Below are 25,941 nucleotides of genomic sequence, written 5' to 3'. Positions count from 1 at the left end.
TATGTGAATGAATTTCAGTAAAAGTGTGATGATTATTGTTTTATATTAACAATTTACTGAGTATTCGGATTTCTATCCAACATGTTAATTGCCCTAATTATAATTAATGCTGATGAGTTTATAGTGGGTGCATCATGTGGTTGATTTTTGCCCGTTTGTGTTTTTACTCAACATTAGACTTGCCCTCAAAGCTACGCCTCCAAATGCCATCAGTCTTCAATTTGTTCTTGAAGTTTTGTGCTAAAAGTTGAAGTATGTGAAATCAATTTGGACAGTTTGGGAGTCTCTCAGCTGTGCCGTATGTTTGACTGAATGATGGAGTGTAAAAAATGAGAGTGGGTCTGATTGGCTGGCGTGGAATGGTTGGCTCGGTTTTGATGAAACGTATGGTAGAAGAGAAGGACTTCGATCTGATAGAGCCAGTGTTTTACAGTACTTCACAAGTTGGTATCTCAGCTCCAAACTTTGGTAAAGATGCGGGAATTCTTAATGATGCACATGATTTGGAAAGTTTGAAGACGTTAGATGCCGTCATCACATGCCAAGGAGGTGACTATACCAAGGAAGTTTATCCCAAATTGCGTCAATCGGGTTGGAAAGGTTATTGGATTGATGCAGCGTCTACACTGAGATTAGATTCAGACTCGATTATCACCTTAGATCCTGTGAACTTAGCACAGATTCAGCAGGGCTTGCATCAGGGCGTGAAGACGTATGTTGGCGGTAATTGTACGGTTAGCTTAATGTTAATGGCACTGGGCGGATTGTATGAGAAAGGTTTGGTGGAATGGATGAGCGCCATGACCTATCAAGCAGCATCTGGGGCTGGTGCGCAAAATATGCGTGAGCTTATCGCGCAAATGGGCGTGGTTAACGATAGTGTTAGTTCCAAATTAGCGGATCCTTCTTCATCAATTTTAGAAATTGACAAAATGGTGGCGAACACGATTCGTTCCTCTCGCTTCCCAACCGATAAATTCGGTGTGCCTTTAGCGGGCTCATTGATCCCTTGGATTGACGTTAAACGCGACAACGGACAAAGCAAAGAAGAATGGAAAGCTCAGGTTGAGGCCAACAAGATATTGGGTTCGCAGAGTTCGCCAGTGCCAATCGATGGTACCTGTGTGAGAATCGGTGCGATGCGCTGTCACGCGCAAGCTTTAACCATTAAATTGAAGCAAAATGTACCGATGGATGAAGTGGAAGAAATCATCTCTACACACAATGATTGGGTAAAAGTCATTCCTAACGAGCGCGATATAACGGCGCAAGAGTTATCTCCTGCAGCAGTTACAGGAACCATGTCGGTGCCAGTAGGCCGATTGAGAAAAATGTCGATGGGTGATGATTTCTTGAATGCCTTTACCGTTGGTGACCAGTTGCTATGGGGAGCTGCAGAGCCTCTAAGACGTACATTGCGTATTATTCTTGCTGAGAAATAGTCTAAAACGGCCAAGAGCTAAGTTTGCATCAACTTAGCTCTGTTCTATACCCAAACGGCTTCACGGTGCGATTCAAATCTAAGCCAATCCAGGAAGTAGGTGTTTCAACCCTTCCGCAATAAACTGAATGCCTAATGCACCTAGTATTAGCCCCATAATACGAGTAATGACGTTGATTCCAGTTTGGCCACAGAATTTTACAATCAGTGGTGCAGATCGAAACAACCCCCATGTGCATAAACAGAATAAGCTTATCGTTGCGATAATACCCATAGTATCCATCGTAGTTGGATATTTCGCACCATAGACGATAGTAGAGCTAATCGCACCAGGGCCTGCCATCAACGGCATAGCAAGTGGCACGACACCAATTTGCTCTTTGCTGATATATTCAGACTTTTCTTGCTTGTTTTGTTTGTCTTCGCCTAATTTACCACTCATCATCGAAAAGGCGATGCTAAGCAACAACAAGCCCCCAGCGACGCGAAACGAGTCTAGTGAAATACTAAACATATCCAGCAGCATTTGCCCTGCAAGCAGCGAAACAATCAGAATGATGGCGACAGCAAGGTTGGCAGTGACTGCGGTTTTGTTCTTTTCTTCTGGTGTCATATGACCAGTTAAAGAGACAAAGACAGGCATGACACCAACGGGGTTGACCGCCGCCACTAAGCCCAAAAAGAACTGAAGAAAAACAGCAATTTCTAGAGAGGACATACTTTAGACTCACAGACTATTAGTCAATATTATTTTGGAGTCGTATTGTATGTCAGTTTCCACAGGAGTTCGAGTTTTATACAGGCACAATGTGGATAGTCGGATCGTGATCTGTCGCTTTTTAAGTCAAGCTTTGATTAGGTCTGACAGATTATATCCAGTTATCTGTGCCCCTTTTTCCAGTTAGAGCAAAAATTCATTCGTACCCTATTTATTTATGGTAGTTAGCCCTAACCAAAGTTATATGAGTTTGGCGAGGCTAGTGATTTGTCGAAATGAGTCGTTAACTGCATTTACTAACATATTGATTATAAATTGAAATTAAGGATGAAAGGACTCATTATATGGAATTGGAATAAGGTGAATACTCGTGTATCAAGTGCTACAACAGGGAGAGACTAGTGAAAATAACAATATTGGATGACTACCAAGATGTAGTTAAGACATTGAATTGTTTTGAGTTACTGTCAGCGCATGACGTAACGGTTTTCAATGAGACACTACCTGAGTCAGAGTTGTCAGCTAAGCTTAAAGATACTGAAGCTTTAGTGCTAATCCGAGAGCGTACGGCCATTACCGAATCACTACTTTCTCAGTTACCACGCCTTAAAGTTATCAGTCAAACTGGTAAAGTTAGCAATCATATTGATGTCCACTTGTGTGAGAAATACGGTGTTAAAGTATTAGAAGGTCGAGGCTCCCCGGTTGCTCCATCTGAGTTGTGCTGGGCTTTGTTAATGGCTGCAAGTCGTCATATCCCAACGTATGTTTCTAACCTTCAACATGACCAATGGCAAAACTCTGGTGTACTTGGGTTAGGTCGTACGTTAAGGGGTTTAAAATTAGGCATTTGGGGTTACGGAAAAATCGGGCAAAGAGTTGCTCAATATGCAAAAGCGTTTGAAATCTCAGTTTTGGTTTGGGGGAGTGTGCAATCTCGAAAGTTAGCCACTGAGCATGGGTTTCAAGCTGTAGGCTCAAAACAAGAGCTTTTCTCTGATTCAGATATTGTATCTCTTCACTTGCGACTAAATGATAGAACTAGAGCTTGTGTAAATGCTGACGATTTAAGGCTAATGAAGCCAGATTCCCTATTTCTCAATATTAGTCGTTCAGAGCTTGTCGAAACGTCAGCACTCTACAAAGAGCTTCTCTCGGTTCCCACAAAGCGAGCTGCTATAGATGTTTTTGATAATGAACCTGCGTCTTCGTGCAACGAACCTTTGCTTTCATTACCCAACGTGACAGCGACTCCTCACTTAGGGTATGTCGAGAAAAATAGCTATGAGCTGTACTTTAAAATGGCATTTGAGAACATTTTAGCTTTCGAGCGGGACTTAGTATAAATGTTAGCCACGATAATGTTTTTGTAGTGTAAGTATTTAAGGTGATTACCAGTATATAACAGGTGTAGTGGGTAAAGAGTTTAGCCTAGCGGATATATTCGTAGCATCAATATATAAGAAAGCTTTGCAGCATGGTTGCGTGGAAAATCAGTTTTACAATAACCATCTTAGATATATACGAGAAAATAAAAGCGCCCTAGTTTCTGAACCCTAAGCATATTGGATGACCGATTCAGCTGGGGTTGCCCCATACTTTTCCTCCAGTCAATAATTTGTTTGGCTCATTACTGCTAACATCCTCGTGCTAAATAGCATAATATACACGGCCTTTAGCTAGTATTGAGCCACTCATTGTAATGACAGATAAAACACAGCAAGTGACATTTGCCGATCTTGGCCTGATTCCAACTTTAGTCGAGCGACTAGAGGAATTAGAGTATCGCCAACCGACGCCCATTCAATCTCATACCATTCTTCATGCATTAGATGGGAGGGATATTGTTGGTGGCGCCAATACAGGCTCTGGCAAAACCGCCGCTTTTTCGCTGCCAATTTTGCAAAAGATTCTTCAGCAAGATACTGCTAATAATCGTCGTGGCAATTTTGTTTCTCACCTGATTTTAGTCCCGACCCGAGAGTTGGCATCACAGGTGGCATACAATGTTAAATCCTACTCATACCACCTTAGAGATAAGATCAAAACGGTTGCTGTATTTGGTGGTGTATCGGTGAACCCTCAAATGCTGGCACTTCGTGGTGGTAGCGACATTATTGTTGCGACACCAGGTCGATTACTCGATCTGGTATCCAGTAACGCTATCAAGTTGGAGCAAGTTAAAACACTTGTTCTTGATGAAGCTGACCGTATGTTGAGCCTTGGATTTACCGATGAACTCAATAAGATTCTTGCGTTACTACCTGAGAAAAAACAGACGCTGCTATTTTCTGCTACTTTCCCTGATAAAGTGACAACTTTGGCTCAGGGTTTGCTAAACGATCCAGTTGAAGTTCAATTACAAAGCGCGGAAGCCAGTACGTTGGTGCAGCGTGTGTTTAGTGTCAACAAAGGCGAGAAGACCGCGTTACTTGCGCATCTAATTAAACAACACCAGTGGCGACAGACTTTGATTTTTGTTAATGCTAAGAATGCCTGTAACCACCTAGCGCAAAAACTGTCAAAACGCGGTATCACGGCTGAGGTTTTTCATGGTGACAAAGGGCAAGGTGCTCGTACTCGCGTGCTTGAAGGCTTTAAGTCTGGTGAGATTCAAGTACTTATTGCCACTGATATTGCAGCACGTGGTCTTGATATAGAAAAACTACCTGTGGTGATAAACTTTGATCTTCCACGTAGCCCCGCCGATTATATGCATCGAATCGGGCGCAGCGGCCGCGCTGGTGAAGTTGGTTTAGGGATATCTCTTATTGATTATGATGACTATCACCATTTTAAAGTGATAGAAAAGAAAAATAAGTTCCAGCTTGAACGTGAGCAGGTCGAGGGTTTTGAAGTGGAAGACGATCAGAGTGAAGCTTACTTTTTACCCATGAAACCACGTGCAAAGCCTGCAGGTACAGGAAAAAAGAAGAAAAAACGCAATCAGTAGAATACAAGCTCGGGTGTGAGTCAGTAGACAATGTTAGTCGACCACTTCCTTTTCAATTCTGACTCGCATGCTACCCATCTCTATTGTGTTGCTCAGTTCATACAACCGGTTGATTAATTTTTCATTCAATTGGGTTCCGGACTTGAGCAAACAGCCTCCGTTTAGCATGCATAAATCGTTCACCAATATCATCCCTTCTTTGAGATCTGAGAGGCAAGCGATCGAAAGGTATTCGCTATAGACTTCTTTCGTTTTCTGCTCGGCTGGTTTGCTATTAGAAGGGCATGAGGCTTGTTCCGACAACCAGACTTTAGTGTTGACGTTTTCATAAAGATGCTGCTGGTACAGAATCCTTGGTTGAGACACTGCGAGCTGAATTTTTTCTTGAGCATTTTTAACGGTAATTGGCTTCACTAAAAATGAATCGACTTCCAATGTCATACACGCAGATACTGTGGCAGCATCCGAGAGTGATGTCACCGCAATCACATGAGTAGTGATGGCACTGCCTGTATTACCCAATCGAATGGCTTTGATGAGCTCTAATCCATTTACTTCGGGCATGTTTATATCGGTAATGACCAAATCGATTGGGTGCGAGTTTAATTTGTTTATTGCGTCCGATCCATTTTCAGCTGAAAGCACATTTTCGTACCCACTTCTCATTAGCATATTGATGAATGCTTTTCTTGAAAACACATGGTCTTCTACCACTAAAATGGTAAATTTTGTTGGGTCGAAATTACTCATAATTTTGCAATCCTTTAATCTATGATGGAATTTTGTTGCAAATAATCCTTCAACTTGCTCAGTTCTTCTTTTCCGAGCTCAACGGTTTTTTCTAGGTGCAGCCAATCTTTTTCTAAAGCGGTATTTTGTAATACTTCAAATGTCGATGCGATGGTTTGAGCGCCCGCTGACCGTGCTGCGCCTTTCGCTGCATGCGCTAATTGCTGCAGTAATTGTTCGTCTTCCTCTTCTAATGCACGATGTATTTGTTCAACATCGGTTGAAACTGACTCCCAATACCCTTTTAGTAGTGGGAATACGATATCGTCATCAGATGTACCCAATATGTCTTCAAGAGTTTTCATACAGATAGGGGAGCCCGATGCCAGTGACTGGGAAACAACACCTTTGGACTGCTCCTGTGCTGTATCTGAAGCACATTTCTCTGGCCTTGGAGAAATTTTCAGCCATTTTTTGACGCAGTTCCCTAATGTTTTTAGCTCGACAGGTTTCGCTAGGTAGTCATCCATCCCCGAGGATAGGCATTGCTCACAAGCATCCGCGAGTGCATTGGCTGTGATGGCCACGATGGGTGTATGACCTAGAGACTTATTTTCGTGCTCAAGGCTTCTTACATTTATCGCCAATTCATAACCGTCCATCACTGGCATATGACAATCGGTTAAGATTAAGTCAAAGGTCTTCGATTTCCATTGCTTAAGGGCATCTTGTCCATGGATAGCCATTTCACATTCAAAGCCAAGGAAATTTAGTTGACGCTTAAGTACGTCTCTGTTGGTGGGCTGATCGTCGACGACAAGAATTAACCCTCCTTCGCAAGCATCATCGATTTCAATATCTTGCTCGAGTAAGTCTTCGGAGATTTCTGGGCTACGTTTACCGTTTGCGATGGCGATAGAGTTGATAAGGCTGCTAGGTTTAAATGGGCGGCAGTTGACCGTAAGTATTTCATCTTTCGCATCGAAATCTTCAAGAACGGCGTTACGCGTCATGCGGACGAGTTTATATTCGCTAGCAAGAGAATCCACTAGTGTTGTTAAATCACCATTGATGGCCTGTAAGGTAATATCTGGGCCAAGTAAAAGGATATTGTATGGTTGATAATTGTTTTCTGCGTACTCTAATACCGAGCGTGCTCTGGCAAAAGAAGAGACGAACGTTGCTTCACATTCATAGCCTTTAATCGACTTTTTACATGAATCTATCAGGTTTTGATCGGTAGTGATGAAGAGCAGTTTATTACCATACATATCTTCTTGATCTGAGTCCGCTGGTTGGTTTTCTACCTCGATATATGGAATATGAATAGTGAAATGGCTACCAACACCGTATTCGCTACGTACACCGATATCACCGCCCATTAACTCCAATAAGGTTTTGGTGATCGACAAACCAAGTCCTGTCCCGCCAAACAGGCGAGTGGTACTTGTGTCGGCTTGAGTAAATGCGTTAAATAGCTTCAGCATTTGCTCGTCAGTCATACCAATACCATCATCACTTATGGTGATTTCGATTTGGGGACGATGCTCCCTAGCAATATATTTAGCGTGTACAGTGACTAAACCGTTTGTGCCATCGTGCCCATCGGTAAATTTAATGGCATTGCCCACGATGTTCAGTAATATTTGGCTCAGACGTACACTGTCGCTCATAATGAGTTTGGGCAAACTTGCGTCGTAGTAAGCGTACAATTCAATGCCTTTGTTTTCCGCCTGAAGTCCCAAAACGTCTAGGGTTCGTTCAAGGATAACGGGAAGCTCCACTGGCACGCTTTCCAAAGACATTTGACCCGCTTCAATTTTAGAAAAGTCTAAAATGTCGTTGATGATATGCAGTAAGGTCAATGCAGAATCTTTAATGGTTTTGACCATGTTGTGCTGTTCAACCGACATGTCGCTTTCACTCAGTAAGCTTAACATGCCGACGACACCATTCATTGGCGTGCGTATCTCGTGGCTCATATTGGCCAGAAACATGGATTTAGCCTCGCTAGCTGCTTGAGCGATTTCACTTTCGTGGCGTAAAAAGTCTTGCGCATTTTTTTCTTTGGTAATGTCGATATTGACGCCACCCATTCCAATGGGGGTATTGGAATCTTTATCAAAAATAATGTCCGCCGCGGCCCTTATCCAACGTATTTCGCCCATTGGAAGTTGAATTCTAAATTCCGCATTAAATTGGGTTAATGTTTCTCGGGCGTTTGATAACGCATATTCAGCGGCGTCGATATCTTCTGGTAATACACACTGTTGCCACATTTCGTAGTTAGCAGAGCTAAGGGTCGGGGAAAGCTCATACAACTCGTACATTCTTTCATCCCACTCCACTTCGTCTGTCGAAAAGTTCCAACTCCAGATGCCGATACCCCCAGAGTTTGTTGCGAGGTTTAAGTGGCGCACAGTCTCTTCCAGCTCCGACTGGCTTTTCTGTAGCTCTTGCTCAGTCATACGATAAGTGGTTAAGTCGCGCAATATTAATATGACAAAGTCTTGGCTATTTAGCCTGACTCGGCGTACATAGCCAACTAGCGGGATGGTGTTGTTATTGGCTTTAACGCCAGCAAGGCCAGTAATCTCAAACTCTTTATGCGATAGCGACGAGGAGTCATCAATTTGCAAGGATGTTGTATCTAGGTTGAGTAACAGCTTATCCAATTCAATACTGGCTAAGGTATCCAAATCATAGCCAAATAAAGCCAAAGTGGGTTCGTTGGCATCGACAATGTTTTGCTGACTATCTATCAAGATCATGCTGTCTAATGCGTTTTGAAACATGGCTTGCATCTGTGACTCATGCTCAGAAATTTGATTTGCCTGAATGGATAACGCGTTCTGAAGTTTGTTATTGGCGACCTTGAGCTGCAACTGGGTGTCTTTCAGATCCGATATATCGGATTGAGTAAGGACAAAATAAGGGAGCTCGGTATTTTGATGTTGTAAAAGGTCTAGGCGAAGTTTCACCCAATGCTTTTTTTGACTTGAACTGATTAAAGCGAGTGTTAACGTTGTTGGCTGTTTATCTCTTAGGGCTTGTGCTAATAAATCACAATCTTGCTTAGTACAGGAGTCTCTATAGAAATCGAGAAGGTTGACTCCGGTTAAATCTATTTCATTCTTGGCAAAGAACTTTTGTATGGATTGATTGGAGTACAAGATTACGTTTGAGTCATCCGTTGAATCAAAAATTATTATTCCATCACTTACACTATCTAGCACACTGCTTTTAAACAATGTGTCTGCAGTATTTTTCTGTGAAGTAAATATATTTAATTTACGCAATTTTGTTTTTGTAGCATTCCACACGTTAGCCAACCTATACCTATTATTATTCAACAAGTTAGTAATTTATTATTATATTGATTTCATATCATATCTAATGGTAAGTGTAGGCTTGATTGCAAGATGGTAAAGAAATTTTGTTTTCTACCAAAGTTGTACAAAAAGCAATAAATACCAAGTTCTAGGCAAATATTGAGCAAGATCAAGGAATGTTTTTGCCCTAAACCTTAATGTTTTTGCAGCACGTTAAATACGCTCTACATAAAAGTAGTTTGACCAGCCTTTATCGCGCCAGCCAAAAGAGGAACTCGTGATAAGTGACCGATTTTATTAGGTAGAGCAGTTTAATAAGTACGATTGAAAAGCATGTTTCAACTGATCTGAGTCAATATATTTTAGGTCGTGAAATAATAAAATGAAAACGTGAAAGCTATTTACTAAGACGCCTACCTCTTGTTGATTTGGGTATAGATTAATAAAAAGTTTTTAATGTTTTATACAGTTAGGAGATACATTATGCCGGTAACCAATTTAGCTGAATTAGACGCTCTCGTGACTCGCGTCAAAGCAGCACAAGAAGAATTTGCCACTTTCTCTCAAGAAAAAGTAGATGCCATTTTTCGTGCCGCTTCTCTCGCAGCTAACCAAGCGCGTATTCCTTTAGCACAACAAGCCGTTGCAGAAACGGGGATGGGGATTGTTGAAGATAAAGTCATCAAAAATCACTTCGCATCAGAGTATATCTACAATCAATATAAAGATGACAAAACCTGTGGTGTCCTAGAAGAGAATGACAGCATGGGGACCATTACTATTGCCGAACCTGTCGGCATTATCTGTGGAATTGTCCCCACAACTAACCCAACTTCAACTGCTGTGTTTAAGTCTTTGATTTCTCTTAAAACTCGTAATGGTATTATCTTCTCTCCACACCCACGAGCAAAACATTCAACCAATGATGCAGCTAAATTGGTTCTCGAAGCGGCGGTTGCAGCAGGCGCGCCAAAAGATATAATCGGTTGGATAGACGAGCCGTCTGTTGAGCTGTCCAACGCGTTGATGAAGCACGACGGTATCGCGCTTATCTTAGCGACAGGTGGCCCAGGTATGGTGAAAGCGGCTTATTCTTCTGGAAAGCCAGCTATCGGTGTTGGCGCAGGTAACGTACCTGTTGTCATCGATGAAACTGCAGATATCAAGCGTGCGGTTGCGTCTGTACTCATGTCTAAAACCTTCGACAACGGAGTGGTTTGTGCCTCTGAGCAGGCTGTTATCGTTATGGACGAAGTCTACGATGAGGTGAAACAGCGCTTTGCATCACATAAGGCTCACGTATTGAGCAACGCGGATGCAGATAAAGTGCGTAAAGTGTTACTTATCGACGGTGTTCTCAATGCAAAAATTGTTGGCCAGCCTGCCACTAAAATTGCTCAAATGGCGGGGGTTGATGTACCCGCAGATACCAAGATTTTGGTTGGTGAAGGTATTGGCGAAGTGTGCTACGAAGATGAGTTCGCTCATGAAAAGCTATCACCTACTCTTGGTATGTTCCGCGCGTCTTCTTTTGAAAATGCCGTTGCTCAAGCAGAAAAAATGGTAGAAATTGGCGGCATCGGTCATACATCAGGTTTATACACCAATCAGGATGTGAACGCTGACCGTATTCGGTACTTTGGAGATAAGCTAAAAACCGCTCGTATTTTGATTAACATACCAACAACTCACGGTGGTATTGGAGACCTATATAACTTCAACGTCGCGCCTTCTCTAACACTGGGTTGTGGCTCTTGGGGTGGGAACTCTATCTCAGAGAACGTAGGCCCTAAACACTTAATCAACAAGAAAACCGTGGCTAAGCGAGCTGAGAATATGTTGTGGCATAAACTCCCTAAATCCATCTATTTTCGTCGCGGCAGCCTTCCTGTTGCTTTAGGTGAACTAGAAGGAAAGCAAAGAGCCTTTTTGGTGACCGACCGTTTCCTATTTAATAATGGGTATACAGACGAGATAGAAAGGTTACTTAAAGAGCAGGGTATTGAGGTACAAACCTTTTTCGATGTAGAAGCGGATCCTACGCTGAGCATTGTGGAAAAAGGTGCGGCTGCGATGAAGAGCTTCCAACCTGACGTTATCATCGCGCTTGGCGGTGGTTCACCAATGGATGCGGCGAAAATCATGTGGGTAATGTACGAGCACCCAGAAACCCACTTCGAAGAGCTGGCGATGCGCTTTATGGATATTCGTAAACGTATCTACAAGTTCCCTAAAATGGGTGAAAAGGCTGAGCTTGTTTGTGTGACTACCACATCTGGTACGGGCTCTGAGGTGACACCATTTGCGGTAGTAACTGATGACAAAACAGGTGCCAAATATCCGTTAGCCGATTACGAGCTAACACCCAATATGGCCATCGTCGATGCGAACTTAGTCATGAACATGCCGAAATCTCTTACCGCGTTTGGTGGTTATGATGCGATTACGCATGCTCTTGAAGCTTACGTTTCAGTTCTGGCCAATGAATACTCTGATGGGCAGGCGTTACAAGCTCTGAAGATGCTAAAAGAATATTTACCATCAAGCTACAAAAATGGTGCGAATGACCCAATCGCTCGTGAAAAAGTTCACAATGCGGCCACTATCGCAGGTATTGCGTTTGCCAATGCCTTCTTGGGCGTGTGTCACTCTATGGCACATAAAATCGGTAACGCGTTCCACTTACCACATGGTTTAGCCAATGCATTGCTGATTTCTAATGTGGTTCGTTATAACGCAAATGACAACCCAACCAAACAAACGGCATTTTCTCAGTATGATCGTCCTCAGGCTCGCCGTCGTTATGCCGAAGTTGCTGACCATTTAGGGTTGAGCCAGCCAAACGACCATACCGCGCAGAAGATTGAGCGTCTTTTAGCTTGGTTAGAAGAGATGAAGAAAGAGCTTGATATCCCACTTTCTATTAAAGAAGCGGGCGTCAATGAAGTGGATTTCTTTGCTCAGCTTGATACGCTATCTGTCGATGCATTTGACGACCAATGTACGGGTGCCAACCCACGTTATCCATTGATCTCTGAGCTAAAAGTCGTACTCAGTGACTCTTATTACGGTAAAGCGTATGTGGAAGGTGAAACGTTTGAAGGCACGTCAGTCATCGTTAAAAAAGATGACCAAAAACCTGCTAAAACGCTGAAAGCTAAAGCGCCAGTGAAAGCAAAAAAAGAGAAAGCGGAAGCATAAGCTGAAAATGGTTAGTCAATCTTGACTCGATAGGCTCTTATTTTAGTAAGGGCCTTTTTTGTGCCACTTTTCATGCAAATAAAAAAGCGCCTTTTCTTACGAGGCGCTTTTTACCATTATCGAGTTTAATGTGATTAACCGGCTAGTACATCGGTGGCGACTTTATAGCTTGGATCTTCTTTGACGTTAATTTCTACCAAGCTGCCCGCTTTATGTAATAACGCTCGGCAATCTTGACTTAAATGACGCAGATGCAGCGTTTTACCTTTTGAACTGTAGCGCTCGGCAATGGTTTCAATCGCATCGATGGCTGAATGGTCGGTCACACGTGAGTTGGCAAAGTCAACAATGACGTCATCTGGATCGTTGTCAGCATCAAATATGTCTAAGAAGTTGGCTGACGAGCCGAAAAAGATAGGGCCATTAATGTGGTACTCTTTTGAACCTTCTTCGTTGATTTTGCTTGACGCATAAATGTGTTTTGCATGATCCCAAGCGAACATGAGCGCTGAAGTAATCACACCTACCGCAACGGCCATGGCTAAGTCCGTCATGACGGTTACAACAGTCACGAGTACGATAACAAAGAAATCTTTCTTCGGTACTCGTCGGGCAAATTTAAATGTTGCCCATTCAAATGTACCTATGACCACCATGAACATTACACCGACTAAAGCGGCAATTGGAATCATTTCAATCAGCGCAGATGTAAATAGGATAAAGCTTAACAGTGTAACAGCAGCAACGATGCCAGAAAGACGGCCACGGCCACCGGAATTTACGTTGATCATGGATTGACCAATCATCGCACAACCGCCCATCGCACCAAAGAATGAACAAGTGACGTTAGCTAGGCCTTGTCCGATACACTCTTTGTTTGATTTACCACGAGTATTGGTAATTTCATCAACCACGGTCAGTGTTAACAAGGACTCGATAAGACCGATCGCAGCAAGAATGATGGCGTAAGGGACGATCACCTTCAACGTATCGATATTCAGAGGCACGGTTGGAATGGAGAAGGTTGGTAAATGACCAGCTAATGTGGCGTGAGGGTTCCCCGTCATAGTACGTAGGAAGTCAACCACGGTGCGAGTATCTAGGCCAAAACCATGAACCACTAGCGTTACGATAATAATCGCTGCAAGTGATGAGGGTACGGCTGTGGTCAGCTTGGGTAAGAAAAATATGATGGCCATCGTTAAGGCAACAAGCCCGAGCATGATCATCATTTGATCATGGGGTAGCCAATTGAGAGCGCCAGAAACATCCGGCAATTTGAACTGGCCTAATTGGGCTAAGAAGATGACAATCGCCAAGCCATTCACAAAGCCTATCATTACTGGATAGGGAACCATGCGAATAAACTTACCCAGTTTAAAAATGCCTGCACTAATTTGTAAAATGCCTGCTAGGAGTATGGTAGCGAATAAGTATTGGATACCATGACCAGCAACCAATGACACCATGACAACAGCCATTGAACCTGTTGCGCCGGAAATCATGCCAGGCCGTCCACCAAATACCGATGTCACGAGTCCGACGATGAATGCCGCATACAAACCCACCATTGGGTCAACGCCTGCGACAAAAGCAAAAGCGACCGCTTCAGGGACTAAAGCGAAAGCGACAGTCAATCCTGAGAGAACATCGTTCTTAATCGACTGCTTAGAGAGTTGTGAAAAATCAAACATGTTGTGTGTCTTATTTCTGTTGTATCAGTGAGAGCTCAGTGTAACTAAGTTCAATAATGAGTGATTAATACGTCTATTCATAGTATGAATGAATATATAAAAAGGCCACGAAGAACGTGACCTTTTTGACTAAATTGTTGTTAAAGGAGTCTGTTAGTAACCGCGAGGCTTAGCCATTTCAGAGCCAGCTTGGTTGTTGGCTGCTTGGCTTCCCGCACCTTTCGCAACATACCTTTTTGACCTAAATGGGGCAGCATTTACTTGAATTTCCTTCAATTCTTTAGGCCCAGGTGCTTTCGCCATTGGCGAAGAGGCGTGAGACTGCAACACTTGAGGAACGACTATTTGAGACGTTTCTATCTCAATTTTCGCTTCCTGCTTGGTTTCCACTGTTTGTTCAGTTTTTTCAGTGTTTACGTCTTGCGCTTCTTCTACCGCTGCTACATCACTCTTGACTGGTGCTTCAGGTGCAACATCGTGGCGAACAATAGCTTCGGCTGACACTTTAGGTGTTGGCAAGGTGTCTAGGTTTTGCTCAGGAGTAGCAACCACAGCTGGTGCCTCAGCAATTTGTGTCACTGGACGAGGCACAATTACCTTACCCATTGCCATCTCTGGACATGCAACACCACCTAATTGAGTTTGCAACGGCTGCTTATCTTGAGCGGTTGCTTCTGCTTTCTTAGGTTTGGCTAGGTCGTAACGAGGCATAACTTTACCCATTGCCATTTCTGGAGACGCGACTCCACCTTTGCGTAAGCGGAATGGGTTAGGGCGGCGATCACGACCTCGGCGTCGACGTTGACCGTTTGCTCGTAAATGACGAGGCGAGCGTCGGCTGCGTCTTTGCTTGGTTTCCTCTTTTTTGACTTCTACCGCTTCAACCTGGCTCTCGCTCGCAGCTTGAATTTGCTCAGCTTCGATTGGCTCGACGGGTTGCTGTTTTGGTGCAGCAGGCTTGTCTTTAGCCACGGCGTTGGTTTTCTCCGCCGCTTTTTGATCTTTCACTCGAACTTGCTTGTTGAGTTTACGACGCTGGCGTTTTTCTTTGACTTTAGCCGCTTTTTCTTCAGGTGCCTTATCGCCTTTCGCGCGTGCATCAGCTGCAATCTGCTGGCCTTCCTCAGCTAGCTTATTAACCTTGGTTTCATCGCGTTTATTGCGACGATTTTGCTGTTTGCGGTTTTGGGCTTTATTTTCTTTAGCACTATTCGAATCTTGGGCAGCCCGTTCGTCACGTGGCTTTCTGCGATCTTTATCTCGATTAGAATCTTGTGCAGTATTGCGGCGACGCTGATCGTTACGATTATTACGACGTTGCTGATTACCATTACGGGTCGGTTTCGCCACTTCAGGTTGTGGCTTCACTTCTGTTTTGGCTTCTGGCTCTGGACTAGAGAACAGTCGACCTAATGCTTTAAAGAAACGACTAATCACGCCAGGTTTGCTTGGCTTGCTCTCTGCTTTGTTAGCAGCAGGCACGTTGTTTGGTTTCGGCGCGTTTTGTGCGGGTGAGGCAAAACCTTTCAGAGCAGGCTCTTCTGCTTTTTTCGCTTTCACTTCAGTATCGACAACGTCTTTACTTTCCGCTTCCTTCATTGCTTCCAGTTTCTTTGGAACCAAATAAGAAAGTAAATCTTGCTCTTCGCCATCTCTGACACGAATGACCTCAAAGTGAGGGGTCTCCATATCAGAATTTGGTACGATAGTGATTTTAACTTCTTGGTTTTTCTCTATGTGGTTCACTGAACGACGTTTTTCGTTCAAGAGATAAGAAGCAATAGGCACAGGCACAATAGCCAAGACTTGCGAGGTATTGTCTTTAAGCGCTTCTTCTTCGATGAGGCGTAGAACCGACAGAGCAAGCGATTCGTTGTCACGGACCACACCTGTTCCACTACAACGAGGACAAATATGGTGACTGGCTTCAGCCAATGATGGGCTGAGGCGCTGGCGAGACATTTCTAACAAGCCGAAACGTGAAATACGGCCGATTTGAACTCGAGCTCGATCTAGACGTACCGAGTCACGCAGGCGATTCTCTACTTCACGCTGGTGACGCACTGGTGTCATATCGATGAAGTCAATAACAACTAGGCCGCCTAAGTCGCGCAGACGTAATTGGCGTGCGATTTCTTCTGCCGCTTCCAAGTTGGTATTCAGCGCCGTTTCTTCAATGTCTCCACCTTTTGTTGCTCTGGCAGAGTTAATATCGATAGAAGTCAGTGCTTCTGTCGGGTCAATCACTATCGAGCCACCAGATGGCAATCTGACTTCGCGTTGGAAAGCCGATTCGATTTGGCTCTCAATTTGATAGTGGCTAAATAGTGGTACTTCGCCTTGATATTTTTTTACACGGCTAACGAAATCTGGTCGAACTAAACGGATGTGAGCAAGCGCTCTTTCGTAAATGGTATTACTGTCGATTAAGATTTCACCGATGTCACGGCGCAAGTAATCGCGAATAGCACGTACAATGACGTTACTTTCTTGATGGATAAGGAAAGGTGCAGGGTTGGCATCCGAGGCTTGTTTAATCGCGCCCCAATGATTAAGCAGAACGTTTAAGTCCCACTCTAGCTCTTCAGCACTTTTCCCAACACCCGCCGTACGGACGATGAGACCCATACCTTGAGGAAGCTCTAACGTACTCAACGCGGCTTTGAGTTGAGTTCGCTCTTCACCTTCAATACGACGTGAGATACCACCGGCACGTGGATTATTTGGCATCAATACCAAGTAGCTGCCAGCAAGAGAGATGAAAGTAGTTAAAGCTGCGCCTTTACTACCACGTTCCTCTTTTTCCACCTGAACGATCACTTCTTGGCCTTCTTCTAGCACTTCTTTGATGCTAGGTCGGCCTTGGTATGTATAACCGTCAGGGAAATATTCGCGAGCTACTTCTTTTAAAGGAAGGAATCCATGTCTTTCAGCGCCATAATCGACAAAAGCAGCTTCTAGGCTTGGTTCTATTCGTGTAATACGTCCTTTGTATATATTTGCCTTTTTTGACTCATGCCCAGGGCTTTCAATATCGAGATCAAACAACTTTTGGCCATCGACCAAGGCAACACGCAACTCTTCTTTTTGAGTTGCGTTAATCAACATTCTTTTCATTAAAATTCTCGTAAACTTTTCATTGTCTTAATTATTATCTTGCTCACTTTTCATCTTGTATGGTGCCAGATCCCATGGCTATAGCAATGCAGCCTCGCGGCTGGAGGGGGATGCTCTATGGGCACTTCAGTCTTACAAACAAATACGCCTGTAAGCCGCAAACTGTGCGGATAATACTCAAACATATAAGACGGCGAGTAGAAGTCAGCAAGTCAGCTCAGGTTGAGTGTGTCTTACGCCGTATGCTGCACATCAATAACTGAGTATCTCTACTCTTTTGAGTTGCGCGAAGATGCTAGGTGAAGTCTAAAATATAACCTAAAACACTTGTTGCAGCAGTGAACTATAGCAGTGCTCGGTTCACACAGCAATCCGCTTTGTTATAAACAGCACGAAAATCTCACATATAAAAAAATCTAAAATCCATATCTATTTGTTATTTCGGCGTTAGATCATAGTTTTTATAAAACTCATTTATAAAACGTACGACGTTATCCACAAGCGTGATTGTTGATATCATCATTTATAAGTGCCATGAAGTTGGCTGGATAAAGAAAATGTGAAACTGAAACCTGTCCAGTGCTACAATAGCGCCATGAGTGAAATGAAAACTAAAGTCCAATTCGTTGAAATCGACGATGATATGGCTGGACAGCGCATCGATAATTTTCTGCGCAACCAACTAAAAAGTCTTCCCAAGAGTGTTGTCTATAAAATTGTTCGCAAAGGGGAAGTTCGAGTTAACAAAAAACGCATCAAGGTTGAATACAAACTACAGGCCGGGGACTTGGTCCGAATTCCCCCAGTAACGCTCGAGGAGTCCTCCTCTGCACCTGAAATCAGTACCAAGTTAACTAAGGTCGCACAGCTTGAATCCAACATATTGTATGAAGATGACCATTTATTAGTATTGAATAAGCCTTCCGGTACAGCAGTGCATGGTGGTAGTGGGCTTAAATTTGGCGCGATTGAAGCGTTAAGAGCTTTACGTCCTCAAGCTCGGTTTTTAGAGCTGGTACATCGTATTGACCGAGACACCTCTGGTATTTTGTTGGTGGCTAAAAAGCGCTCAGCATTGCGTCATCTACAAGCACAGTTTCGTAATAAAACGGTGAAAAAGTTTTACTTTGCCTTGGTGATGGGTAAGTGGAAAGCCAGTTGTAAGGTGGTGAAAGCGCCACTTAAGAAAAACGAAGTCAATAGTATTGTAAGAGTCAATCCAGATGGTAAGCCATCGGAAACTCGATTTAAGATCATCGAAGCTTTTTCAGATGCTACATTATTGCAGGCTAGCCCCATTACAGGGCGCACGCATCAGATTAGGGTCCATACCCAATATACTGGACACCCTATTGCTTGGGATGATAGGTATGGTGACCGAAGGTTTGATGCCTATACTGGGAAAGCGGGTTTAGATAGACTGTTCCTTCATGCCGCCAACATAAAGTTTATTCATCCTTCTACAGAAGAATGGATGGAAGTGAACGCGCCTTTAGATCAGAAGTTGCAGAGTGTATTGGCCTCGTTAAGGGGCTAATGGGTTTACATAGGTAATAGCAGTGAGCAGTGCGCAACTCTTATTGTCAATCGCACTGCTCTTTAGTTATAAAGGTTTCCTACCTACAAAATGTACTCACTTATAAAAGCCCCTATCTATAAAACGGCTAGGCCCTGATTTTCCAATAACCTCACCAAATCAATTAAAGGTAAACCGACCAACGTATTTGGATCTTTGCTTTCTATTTTTTCAAACAATGCAATGCCCAACCCCTCACATTTGAAGCTGCCCGCACAGTAATAAGGCTGCTCGATATCCACATAACGTTCGATCATGTTGGTCGTCAATGAGCGAAAGTGTACGACTACCGTATCAATCGCATGCTCTAGATGTTGTGTTTCAGAATTGTATACCGCTACCCCAGTGTAAAACGTAATCGCCTTACCACTTTGCATCTCAAGCTGCTTGATGGCATTTTCTCGTGTCAACGGTTTGCCTACAATTTGATTATCAATGACGCATACTTGATCACTGCCGATAATGAGACTTGGCGACGTGATATGGCAGGACTTGGCTTTCTCTATTGATAGGCGGCGGACTAAGTCTACTGGGCTTTCATTTTTTAGTGGAGTTTCATCGCATTGTGGAGCAGCAGTGCTAAATGAAATCGCGAGTTTGTTGAGTATCGTTTGTCGATATGGTGAGGTGGAAGCGAGCACTAATGGTAAAGCAGCCATAATATTTGCTGGGTTGTTTATCAAGGTCTAGATCATAGTCGATGAAATAAAGCTGAGGCAATGCTTTCTCTTTTAACGAAAAAAACTTCAAGTTTTTTGCCTTTTTCTTTGACTAAATTTGTCGATAAAGATAATATTCGCGCCCTATGCAAAAGGTAAAAATACCGCGAACGGTTGATCCAGCAAAAGCAGCTCAAAAAAGATTGGACTATGATGGTATCATTCAGACTAGTCTTTTAAAGCGCTTAGAGGAATCGTCCGAAGGCGTGAAACGCGACGCTCAAGTGTCAGTGTCATTTGGGTTAGATGAGCAGCAACTCGTTGTTATCTCTGGTAAAGCTAACATCGAAGTTGACTTAGAATGTCAACGCTGTAATGAGGTTTTCACACATGAGTGTGAAGTTTCCTTTACTTATACTCCATATTATGGGGAAAAAAGTGAAGAAGAAGCACCGGAAGAGTACGATTTGGTAGATCCGAACGAGTACGGTGAAATTGACCTTATTAAACTGGTTGAAGACGAGTTCATCTTAAATTTGCCCCAAGTTGCAATGCACGAAGCAGCGGACTGTAGCGTTGATTCAGACAATTTGGTATTTGGTGAGATTCCAGAAGAGATTGTGGAAGAAAAGCCGAATCCATTCGATGTTTTAAAGAACTTAAAAAAGTAATTTTTTAAGCAATTAACTCAGGAGTAGGGTCCATGGCCGTACAAAAAAACCGTAAGACACGTTCTAAGCGTGGTATGCGTCGTTCACACGATGCTCTAACTACACCAGCTCTTTCTATCGATAAGACTTCAGGTGAAGTTCATCTACGCCACAACGTAACTGCTGAAGGTTACTACCGTGGCGAAAAGGTTATCAACAAGTAAGGTTGACCTTTGCAAGATATAACCGTTGCAGTTGATGCAATGGGCGGGGATTTCGGTCCTCGCGTTACAGTGCCTGCCGTTGTGCAGGCACTATTGCATTTCCCGGATCTAAAAATCGTGCTTGTCGGTGACAATGACGCCGTCAATCAGCAGTTATTGGCTTGTGGCTACCACCCTAACAGTGATCTGGAGTCAAAGCTTGCCGATCGTTTGATTGTTCAACATAGTCAGCACGTCATATCAAATTCGTTAAAACCTTCTCAAGCGCTAAGAAAAAGCAGCGGCACCTCAATGGCCATGTCGATAGACTTGGTGGCTAACGCAAAAGCGGGCGCGCTAGTGAGTTCGGGTAATACGGGAGCGTTGATGGCATTATCCCGTCGTGAGCTAAGCTTATTACCGGGAATCGAACGACCTGCTTTGGTTTCAGCAATGCCAACAAAGCAAGGTAACAATGCTTGGATGCTCGATTTGGGCGCGAATATTGTTAGTGATGAAGAAGCGCTCTTTCAGTTTGCAGTGATGGGTAGTGCACTGGCGGAACAACACCTTGATCGTCCAGCCAGAGTTGCTTTACTCAACATTGGTGTTGAAGATATTAAAGGTGTCGCAAGCGTCAAACGTTGTGCAGAATTGCTTGCTCGAACTAATTCTGTGAATTACATCGGTTATATCGAAGCAAACAAACTGTTCGATGATATTGCAGATGTGATAGTGTGTGACGGATTTACAGGCAATAGTTGTCTCAAAGCAAGCGAAGGAACCGCCCAGTTTTTTATTGAGAAGTTAACAACTTCCATGATGTCTTCTTCAATAAAGGGTTGGATAGGGCGAAAATTGTTTTCCGGTCTTTTAAAAGAAGTGAAAGCACTGAACCCCGACCAGTATAATGGCGCAAGTTTGCTAGGATTGCGCGGAATTGTCATAAAAAGCCATGGAAGCGCTGACGTCTCTGCGGTAGTCAACGCGATAGGTGAGGCAGTACACGAGGTCAAACGGCAAGTACCAAGTCGTATACGAGATCGTTTGGAAGCAGTTTTACTCGAGAGGCATTAATAAGTCTTCATGTATAGCAAAATATTAGGCACAGGCAGCTACTTGCCATCTCAGGTGCGTACTAACGCAGATTTAGAGAAAATGGTAGACACAAACGATGAGTGGATAGTTGCACGCACAGGAATTAAAGAGCGTCGTATCTCAGCAGACGGTGAAACTGTCGCTGATATGGCGTATTATGCCGCACAAAATGCCATTGATATGGCAGGTATTGATAAACAAGATATCGACTTAATTATCGTAGCAACGACAAGCGGTAGCCACGCTTTTCCTTCATCAGCTTGCCAAGTCCAGGCAAAGTTAGGCATTAATGGCTGTCCAGCATTTGATATTGCCGCGGCCTGTTCAGGTTTCGTTTACGCTTTATCTGTGGCTGATCAACACGTAAAGTCTGGAATGTGTAACAATGTACTGGTTGTCGGTGCAGATACACTAGCGAAAACCTGTGACCCAACCGATAGGTCGACCATCATCTTGTTTGGTGATGGTGCTGGTGCCGTGGTTGTTGGCGCAAGTGAAGAGCCTGGTATTCTTTCTAGCCATTTGTACTCCGATGGACGTTTTGGTGAACTTCTGTCTTTGGAAATGCCAGAGCGCGGCGGTAACCCAGATAAATGGCTGCACATGACAGGGAACGAAGTATTCAAAGTTGCGGTTACCCAACTCTCTAAGTTGGTGAAAGATACGCTAGCTGCAAATAATATGCATAAGTCAGAATTGGATTGGTTGGTTCCTCACCAAGCAAACCTGCGAATTATCACCGCCACGGCAAAAAAACTATCCATGCCAATGGAGCGTGTCGTCGTGACACTGGATCGTCATGGAAACACTTCAGCGGCAACCATTCCTACTGCGCTTGATGAAGCAGTCAGAGATGGCCGAATTCAAAGAGGTCAAACGCTTCTACTCGAGGCGTTTGGTGGTGGGTTTACTTGGGGCTCGGCGTTAGTCAAGTTCTAACCCAATTACAGTAATCATAAAGGTGTACGGGAGACCATTTGGTCACAGTGCGCCTTTTATTAATTTTTGCGTAAGGAAATCTACAATGAGCAAGTTTTCTATCGTATTTCCAGGTCAGGGCTCTCAAGTTGTGGGTATGTTGTCTGAGCTGGGAGAGCAATACGACATCATTAAACACACGTTTTCTGAAGCCTCTGATGCTTTGGGTTACGATCTGTGGGCTTTAGTTCAAAATGGCCCAGCAGAAGACCTTAATCAAACATTTCGCACTCAGCCTGCTCTGCTTGCATCTTCAGTTGCAATTTGGCGTGTGTGGCAAGAGCTTGGTCTAGAACAACCTGCAAACCTAGCTGGTCACAGTCTCGGTGAATATTCTGCATTAGTATGCGCGGGTGTGATTGACTTTAAACAAGCGATTAAACTGGTTGAGCTTCGTGGTCAACTGATGCAAGAAGCGGTACCGGCAGGCACTGGAGCAATGTATGCCATCATTGGTCTAGATGATGACAGCATCAGTAAAGCGTGTGAAGAAGCCGCTCAAGGCGAAGTGGTTTCACCGGTAAACTACAATTCACCAGGTCAAGTGGTGATTGCCGGTAACAAAGCGGCTGTCGAGCGAGCTGGAGCGCTTTGTAAAGAAGCGGGAGCGAAAAGAGCGTTACCATTGCCAGTTTCAGTACCTTCTCACTGTGCACTGATGAAACCAGCTGCAGAAAAGCTAGCAAAGGCTTTAGAAGAGATTGAATTCAATACCCCTAAGCTACCTGTTATCAATAATGTTGATGTGGTTGCTGAAACCGATCCAGCCAAAATCAAAGACGCACTCGTTCGTCAGCTGTATAGCCCAGTTCGTTGGACTGAGGGTGTGCAACTTATGAGTGAACAAGGTGTCGAAAAATTGTTTGAACTTGGTCCTGGAAAAGTGTTGACCGGGTTAACTAAGCGCATTGTAAAAACACTGAGCGCTGCTGCAGTTAATGATATTGCTACATTAGATGCGGCAAAAGCGTAAGAAAGGAAAAGAAAAATGATGAATCTAGAAGGCAAAATCGCGTTAGTGACTGGCGCAAGTCGTGGAATTGGTCGCTCAATTGCCGAACTGCTTGTTGAACGTGGTGCGACGGTGATCGGTACGGCTACCAGTGAAAACGGTGCGGCAGCGATCAGCGAATATTTGGGTGACAAAGGCAAAGGCTTAGCACTGAATGTGACAGACGTTGAATCTATCGAGTCGACGCTAAAAACCATCAATGACGAGTTTGGTGCATTAGATATCTTGGTAAATAATGCAGGCATCACACGCGATAATCTTCTAATGCGCATGAAAGATGATGAGTGGACAGACATCATGGACACCAACTTGACGTCTATCTTCCGCCTATCTAAAGCGGTATTGCGCGGTATGATGAAAAAACGTAACGGCCGCATTATTAATGTTGGCTCTGTAGTCGGCACTATGGGTAATGCCGGACAAACTAACTACTCTGCAGCTAAAGCGGGCGTGATTGGTTTTACTAAATCTATGGCGCGTGAAGTGGCTTCTCGTGGCGTAACAGTCAACACTGTTGCACCTGGATTTATTGAAACAGATATGACAAAAGCACTTAACGATGAGCAAAGAGCTGCTACACTATCTCAAGTGCCAGCTGGTCGCCTTGGTGACCCTCGCGAAATTGCTTCAGCGGTCGCATTTTTGGCATCACCTGAAGCAGCATATATCACGGGTGAAACTTTACATGTAAATGGCGGCATGTATATGGTTTAATATCCGCTTGTTTGACATCTTCGGTCATCACTATTGATAGGATGGCTAAGTTAAATGTTAAACTTTTGGCTAACCTGCGCAAGAATTGTGCATGATATAGGTTAAAAATGTACTGAATTTCGGTTAAAATCGCGAAAATTGTGGTTTGACCAGCAAGGTGCCTCTTGCAACTTTCAATAGTTTGAATAAACTACGGAAGCATCGCATTAGGCGACATCTGTAATAGGAAAATATAAAATGAGCAACATCGAAGAACGCGTAAAGAAAATCATTGTTGAACAGCTAGGTGTAGACGAAGCAGAAGTTAAGAATGAAGCTTCTTTCGTTGACGATCTAGGTGCTGACTCTCTAGACACTGTTGAGCTAGTTATGGCTCTAGAAGAAGAGTTCGACACTGAGATCCCTGATGAAGAAGCAGAGAAGATCACCACTGTTCAAGCTGCAATCGACTACGTAAACAGCGCTCAGTAATATCTCTCCCAGGCGGCCCTCTGGTCGCCTGTGTTTTCTAAATCTTTTTTACCTTCTCTAATTTATATCAACTCCGGAGAATAATATCGTGTCCAAACGTCGTGTCGTTGTTACTGGCATGGGAATGTTGTCACCGGTAGGCAACACTGTAGAAACTTCATGGAAGGCCTTGCTAGAGGGACAAAGTGGTATCGTAAACATCGAACACTTTGACACCACTAATTTCTCTACTCGTTTCGCGGGTCTGGTCAAAGACTTTAATTGCGAAGAGTACATGTCCAAAAAAGACGCACGTAAGATGGATTTATTCATCCAATACGGTATCGCTGCAGGTGTTCAAGCATTAAAAGACTCTGGCTTAGAAGTGACTGAAGAAAATGCAGCACGAGTCGGCGTCGCAATTGGCTCTGGTATCGGTGGCTTAGACCTGATTGAAAAAGGTCACCAAGCTCTCGTTGAAAAAGGCCCTCGCAAAGTTAGCCCTTTCTTTGTACCGTCAACTATTGTCAACATGGTTGCGGGTAACTTGTCTATCATGTGTGGTATGCGTGGTCCAAACATCGCGATCTCCACAGCATGTACTACGGGTCTACACAACATTGGCCATGCAGCACGTATGATTGCCTATGGCGATGCTGATGCCATGTTAGCGGGCGGAGCAGAAAAAGCCTCTACGCCACTAGGTATTGCAGGTTTTGGTGCGGCTAAAGCGCTGTCTACTCGCAATGACGAACCGCAAAAAGCCTCTCGTCCTTGGGACAAAGGCCGTGATGGTTTCGTACTTGGTGATGGTGCTGGTATGGTTATTCTAGAAGAATACGAGCACGCCAAAGCACGTGGTGCGAAAATTTACTGTGAGCTAGTTGGCTTTGGTATGTCTGGTGATGCTTACCACATGACATCTCCGAGTGAAGATGGTTCAGGCGGAGCACTTGCGATGGAAGCGGCGATGCGTGACGCTGGCGTCAATGGCGAGCAAGTAGGTTACGTAAATGCGCACGGTACCTCTACACCAGCAGGTGATGTAGCAGAAATCAAAGGCATTAAACGTGCTCTCGGTGAAGCTGGATCTAAGCAAGTGTTAGTCTCTTCAACTAAGTCTATGATTGGTCACTTGTTGGGAGCGGCTGGTTCAGTCGAAGCCATCATTACCATCATGTCTTTGGTTGATCAAAAAGTGCCACCAACCATTAACCTTGACGATCCAGAAGAAGAGTTGGGTATTGATTTGGTTCCTCATGTGAGTCGTGATGTAGATATGGAATACGCTGCTTGTAACTCTTTTGGCTTCGGCGGTACAAACGGTTGTTTGATCTTTAAAAAGATTTAAAAAACACAGATATTGATTGAGATATCGTAGGGCGGCTTGGTGCATAGCATTGAGCCGCCTTTTGT

Annotated in this window: 19 protein-coding genes and 1 pseudogene; 14 read left to right on the top strand and 6 right to left on the bottom strand. The window is 43.9% G+C overall.

Annotated features, from left to right (window positions below):
* Window positions 1–329 precede the first annotated feature (329 nt).
* The gene (gene asd, locus M9194_RS19945) at window positions 330–1,442 is read left to right on the top strand and encodes an aspartate-semialdehyde dehydrogenase (RefSeq protein ID WP_250614458.1); all 1,113 of its coding nucleotides are present in this window, start codon (window positions 330–332) and stop codon (window positions 1,440–1,442) included.
* A gap of 78 nt (window positions 1,443–1,520) precedes the next feature.
* On the opposite strand, the gene M9194_RS19940 is transcribed toward asd, so the two are convergent.
* Window positions 1,521–2,159, bottom strand: a complete 639-nt coding sequence (locus M9194_RS19940; protein WP_250614457.1) for a YchE family NAAT transporter — start codon at window positions 2,157–2,159, stop codon at window positions 1,521–1,523.
* A gap of 401 nt (window positions 2,160–2,560) precedes the next feature.
* Here M9194_RS19940 and M9194_RS19935 point away from each other — a divergent pair, with 401 nt between their 5' ends.
* The 3 genes and pseudogenes from M9194_RS19935 to M9194_RS19925 all read left to right on the top strand — a co-directional run bounded on the left by M9194_RS19935 (window position 2,561) and on the right by M9194_RS19925 (window position 5,112).
* Window positions 2,561–3,505, top strand: a complete 945-nt coding sequence (locus M9194_RS19935) for a D-2-hydroxyacid dehydrogenase family protein (protein WP_250614456.1) — start codon at window positions 2,561–2,563, stop codon at window positions 3,503–3,505.
* Between the two features lie 64 nt (window positions 3,506–3,569).
* A pseudogene (locus tag M9194_RS19930) lies at window positions 3,570–3,719 on the top strand (glutathione S-transferase family protein); the annotation flags it as partial.
* A gap of 142 nt (window positions 3,720–3,861) precedes the next feature.
* A complete protein-coding gene (locus M9194_RS19925) occupies window positions 3,862–5,112 on the top strand; it encodes a DEAD/DEAH box helicase (protein WP_250614455.1) in 1,251 nt (416 codons plus the stop codon).
* A gap of 33 nt (window positions 5,113–5,145) precedes the next feature.
* On the opposite strand, the gene M9194_RS19920 is transcribed toward M9194_RS19925, so the two are convergent.
* Window positions 5,146–5,862, bottom strand: coding sequence for a response regulator (locus M9194_RS19920; protein WP_250614454.1), 717 nt, complete (start codon window positions 5,860–5,862; stop codon window positions 5,146–5,148).
* A gap of 14 nt (window positions 5,863–5,876) precedes the next feature.
* Window positions 5,877–9,164 (bottom strand): ATP-binding protein, encoded by a 3,288-nt coding sequence (locus M9194_RS19915; RefSeq protein WP_250614453.1) that lies wholly within the window; start codon window positions 9,162–9,164, stop codon window positions 5,877–5,879.
* Window positions 9,165–9,656: 492 nt separating this feature from the next.
* On the opposite strand from M9194_RS19915, the gene adhE reads away from it, so the two are divergent.
* Window positions 9,657–12,374 carry a bifunctional acetaldehyde-CoA/alcohol dehydrogenase gene (gene adhE, locus M9194_RS19910; protein WP_250614452.1) on the top strand — a complete coding sequence of 906 codons (2,718 nt, stop codon included), beginning with the start codon at window positions 9,657–9,659 and terminating at the stop codon, window positions 12,372–12,374.
* Window positions 12,375–12,508: 134 nt separating this feature from the next.
* Here the strand turns inward: adhE and M9194_RS19905 are convergent, their stop codons facing one another.
* Together M9194_RS19905 and rne are read right to left on the bottom strand one after the other, a co-directional pair.
* Complete coding sequence (locus tag M9194_RS19905) at window positions 12,509–14,068, bottom strand: SulP family inorganic anion transporter (protein WP_250614451.1); 1,560 nt, start codon at window positions 14,066–14,068, stop codon at window positions 12,509–12,511.
* A 153-nt stretch (window positions 14,069–14,221) separates the two neighbouring features.
* Window positions 14,222–17,185: a ribonuclease E gene (gene rne / locus M9194_RS19900; RefSeq protein ID WP_250614450.1), complete on the bottom strand. Its 2,964-nt coding sequence runs from the start codon at window positions 17,183–17,185 to the stop codon at window positions 14,222–14,224.
* Window positions 17,186–17,780: 595 nt separating this feature from the next.
* Here rne and rluC point away from each other — a divergent pair.
* Entirely contained in the window at window positions 17,781–18,722 is a 942-nt protein-coding gene (gene rluC / locus M9194_RS19895; protein WP_250614471.1) for a 23S rRNA pseudouridine(955/2504/2580) synthase RluC, read from the top strand.
* A 116-nt stretch (window positions 18,723–18,838) separates the two neighbouring features.
* On the opposite strand, the gene M9194_RS19890 is transcribed toward rluC, so the two are convergent.
* On the bottom strand, window positions 18,839–19,420 hold the full coding sequence (locus tag M9194_RS19890; RefSeq protein WP_250614449.1) for a Maf family protein: 582 nt from the start codon (window positions 19,418–19,420) through the stop codon (window positions 18,839–18,841).
* Between the two features lie 146 nt (window positions 19,421–19,566).
* On the opposite strand from M9194_RS19890, the gene yceD reads away from it, so the two are divergent.
* The 8 genes from yceD to fabF all read left to right on the top strand — a co-directional run bounded on the left by yceD (window position 19,567) and on the right by fabF (window position 25,876).
* Window positions 19,567–20,091: a 23S rRNA accumulation protein YceD gene (yceD, locus tag M9194_RS19885; RefSeq protein ID WP_250614448.1), complete on the top strand. Its 525-nt coding sequence runs from the start codon at window positions 19,567–19,569 to the stop codon at window positions 20,089–20,091.
* 32 nt (window positions 20,092–20,123) lie between these two features.
* Window positions 20,124–20,294, top strand: coding sequence for a 50S ribosomal protein L32 (gene rpmF, locus M9194_RS19880; RefSeq protein WP_250614447.1), 171 nt, complete (start codon window positions 20,124–20,126; stop codon window positions 20,292–20,294).
* 9 nt (window positions 20,295–20,303) lie between these two features.
* Entirely contained in the window at window positions 20,304–21,350 is a 1,047-nt protein-coding gene (gene plsX / locus M9194_RS19875) for a phosphate acyltransferase PlsX (protein WP_250614446.1), read from the top strand.
* A gap of 9 nt (window positions 21,351–21,359) precedes the next feature.
* Complete coding sequence (locus tag M9194_RS19870) at window positions 21,360–22,310, top strand: beta-ketoacyl-ACP synthase III (RefSeq protein ID WP_250614445.1); 951 nt, start codon at window positions 21,360–21,362, stop codon at window positions 22,308–22,310.
* Between the two features lie 85 nt (window positions 22,311–22,395).
* On the top strand, window positions 22,396–23,322 hold the full coding sequence (gene fabD / locus M9194_RS19865; protein ID WP_250614444.1) for an ACP S-malonyltransferase: 927 nt from the start codon (window positions 22,396–22,398) through the stop codon (window positions 23,320–23,322).
* Window positions 23,323–23,340: 18 nt separating this feature from the next.
* Window positions 23,341–24,075, top strand: coding sequence for a 3-oxoacyl-ACP reductase FabG (fabG, locus tag M9194_RS19860; RefSeq protein ID WP_250614470.1), 735 nt, complete (start codon window positions 23,341–23,343; stop codon window positions 24,073–24,075).
* A 237-nt stretch (window positions 24,076–24,312) separates the two neighbouring features.
* A complete protein-coding gene (gene acpP, locus M9194_RS19855; protein ID WP_004406112.1) occupies window positions 24,313–24,546 on the top strand; it encodes an acyl carrier protein in 234 nt (77 codons plus the stop codon).
* 88 nt (window positions 24,547–24,634) lie between these two features.
* Complete coding sequence (fabF, locus tag M9194_RS19850) at window positions 24,635–25,876, top strand: beta-ketoacyl-ACP synthase II (RefSeq protein ID WP_250614443.1); 1,242 nt, start codon at window positions 24,635–24,637, stop codon at window positions 25,874–25,876.
* Window positions 25,877–25,941 lie beyond the last annotated feature (65 nt).

Origin of the sequence: Vibrio sinus (genome assembly GCF_023634645.1) — a bacterium.
GTDB classification, from domain to species: Bacteria; Pseudomonadota; Gammaproteobacteria; order Enterobacterales; family Vibrionaceae; genus Vibrio; species Vibrio sinus.
Note: the sequence above shows the minus strand (reverse complement) of the source record. Positions and strands in the feature narration are given on the sequence as shown.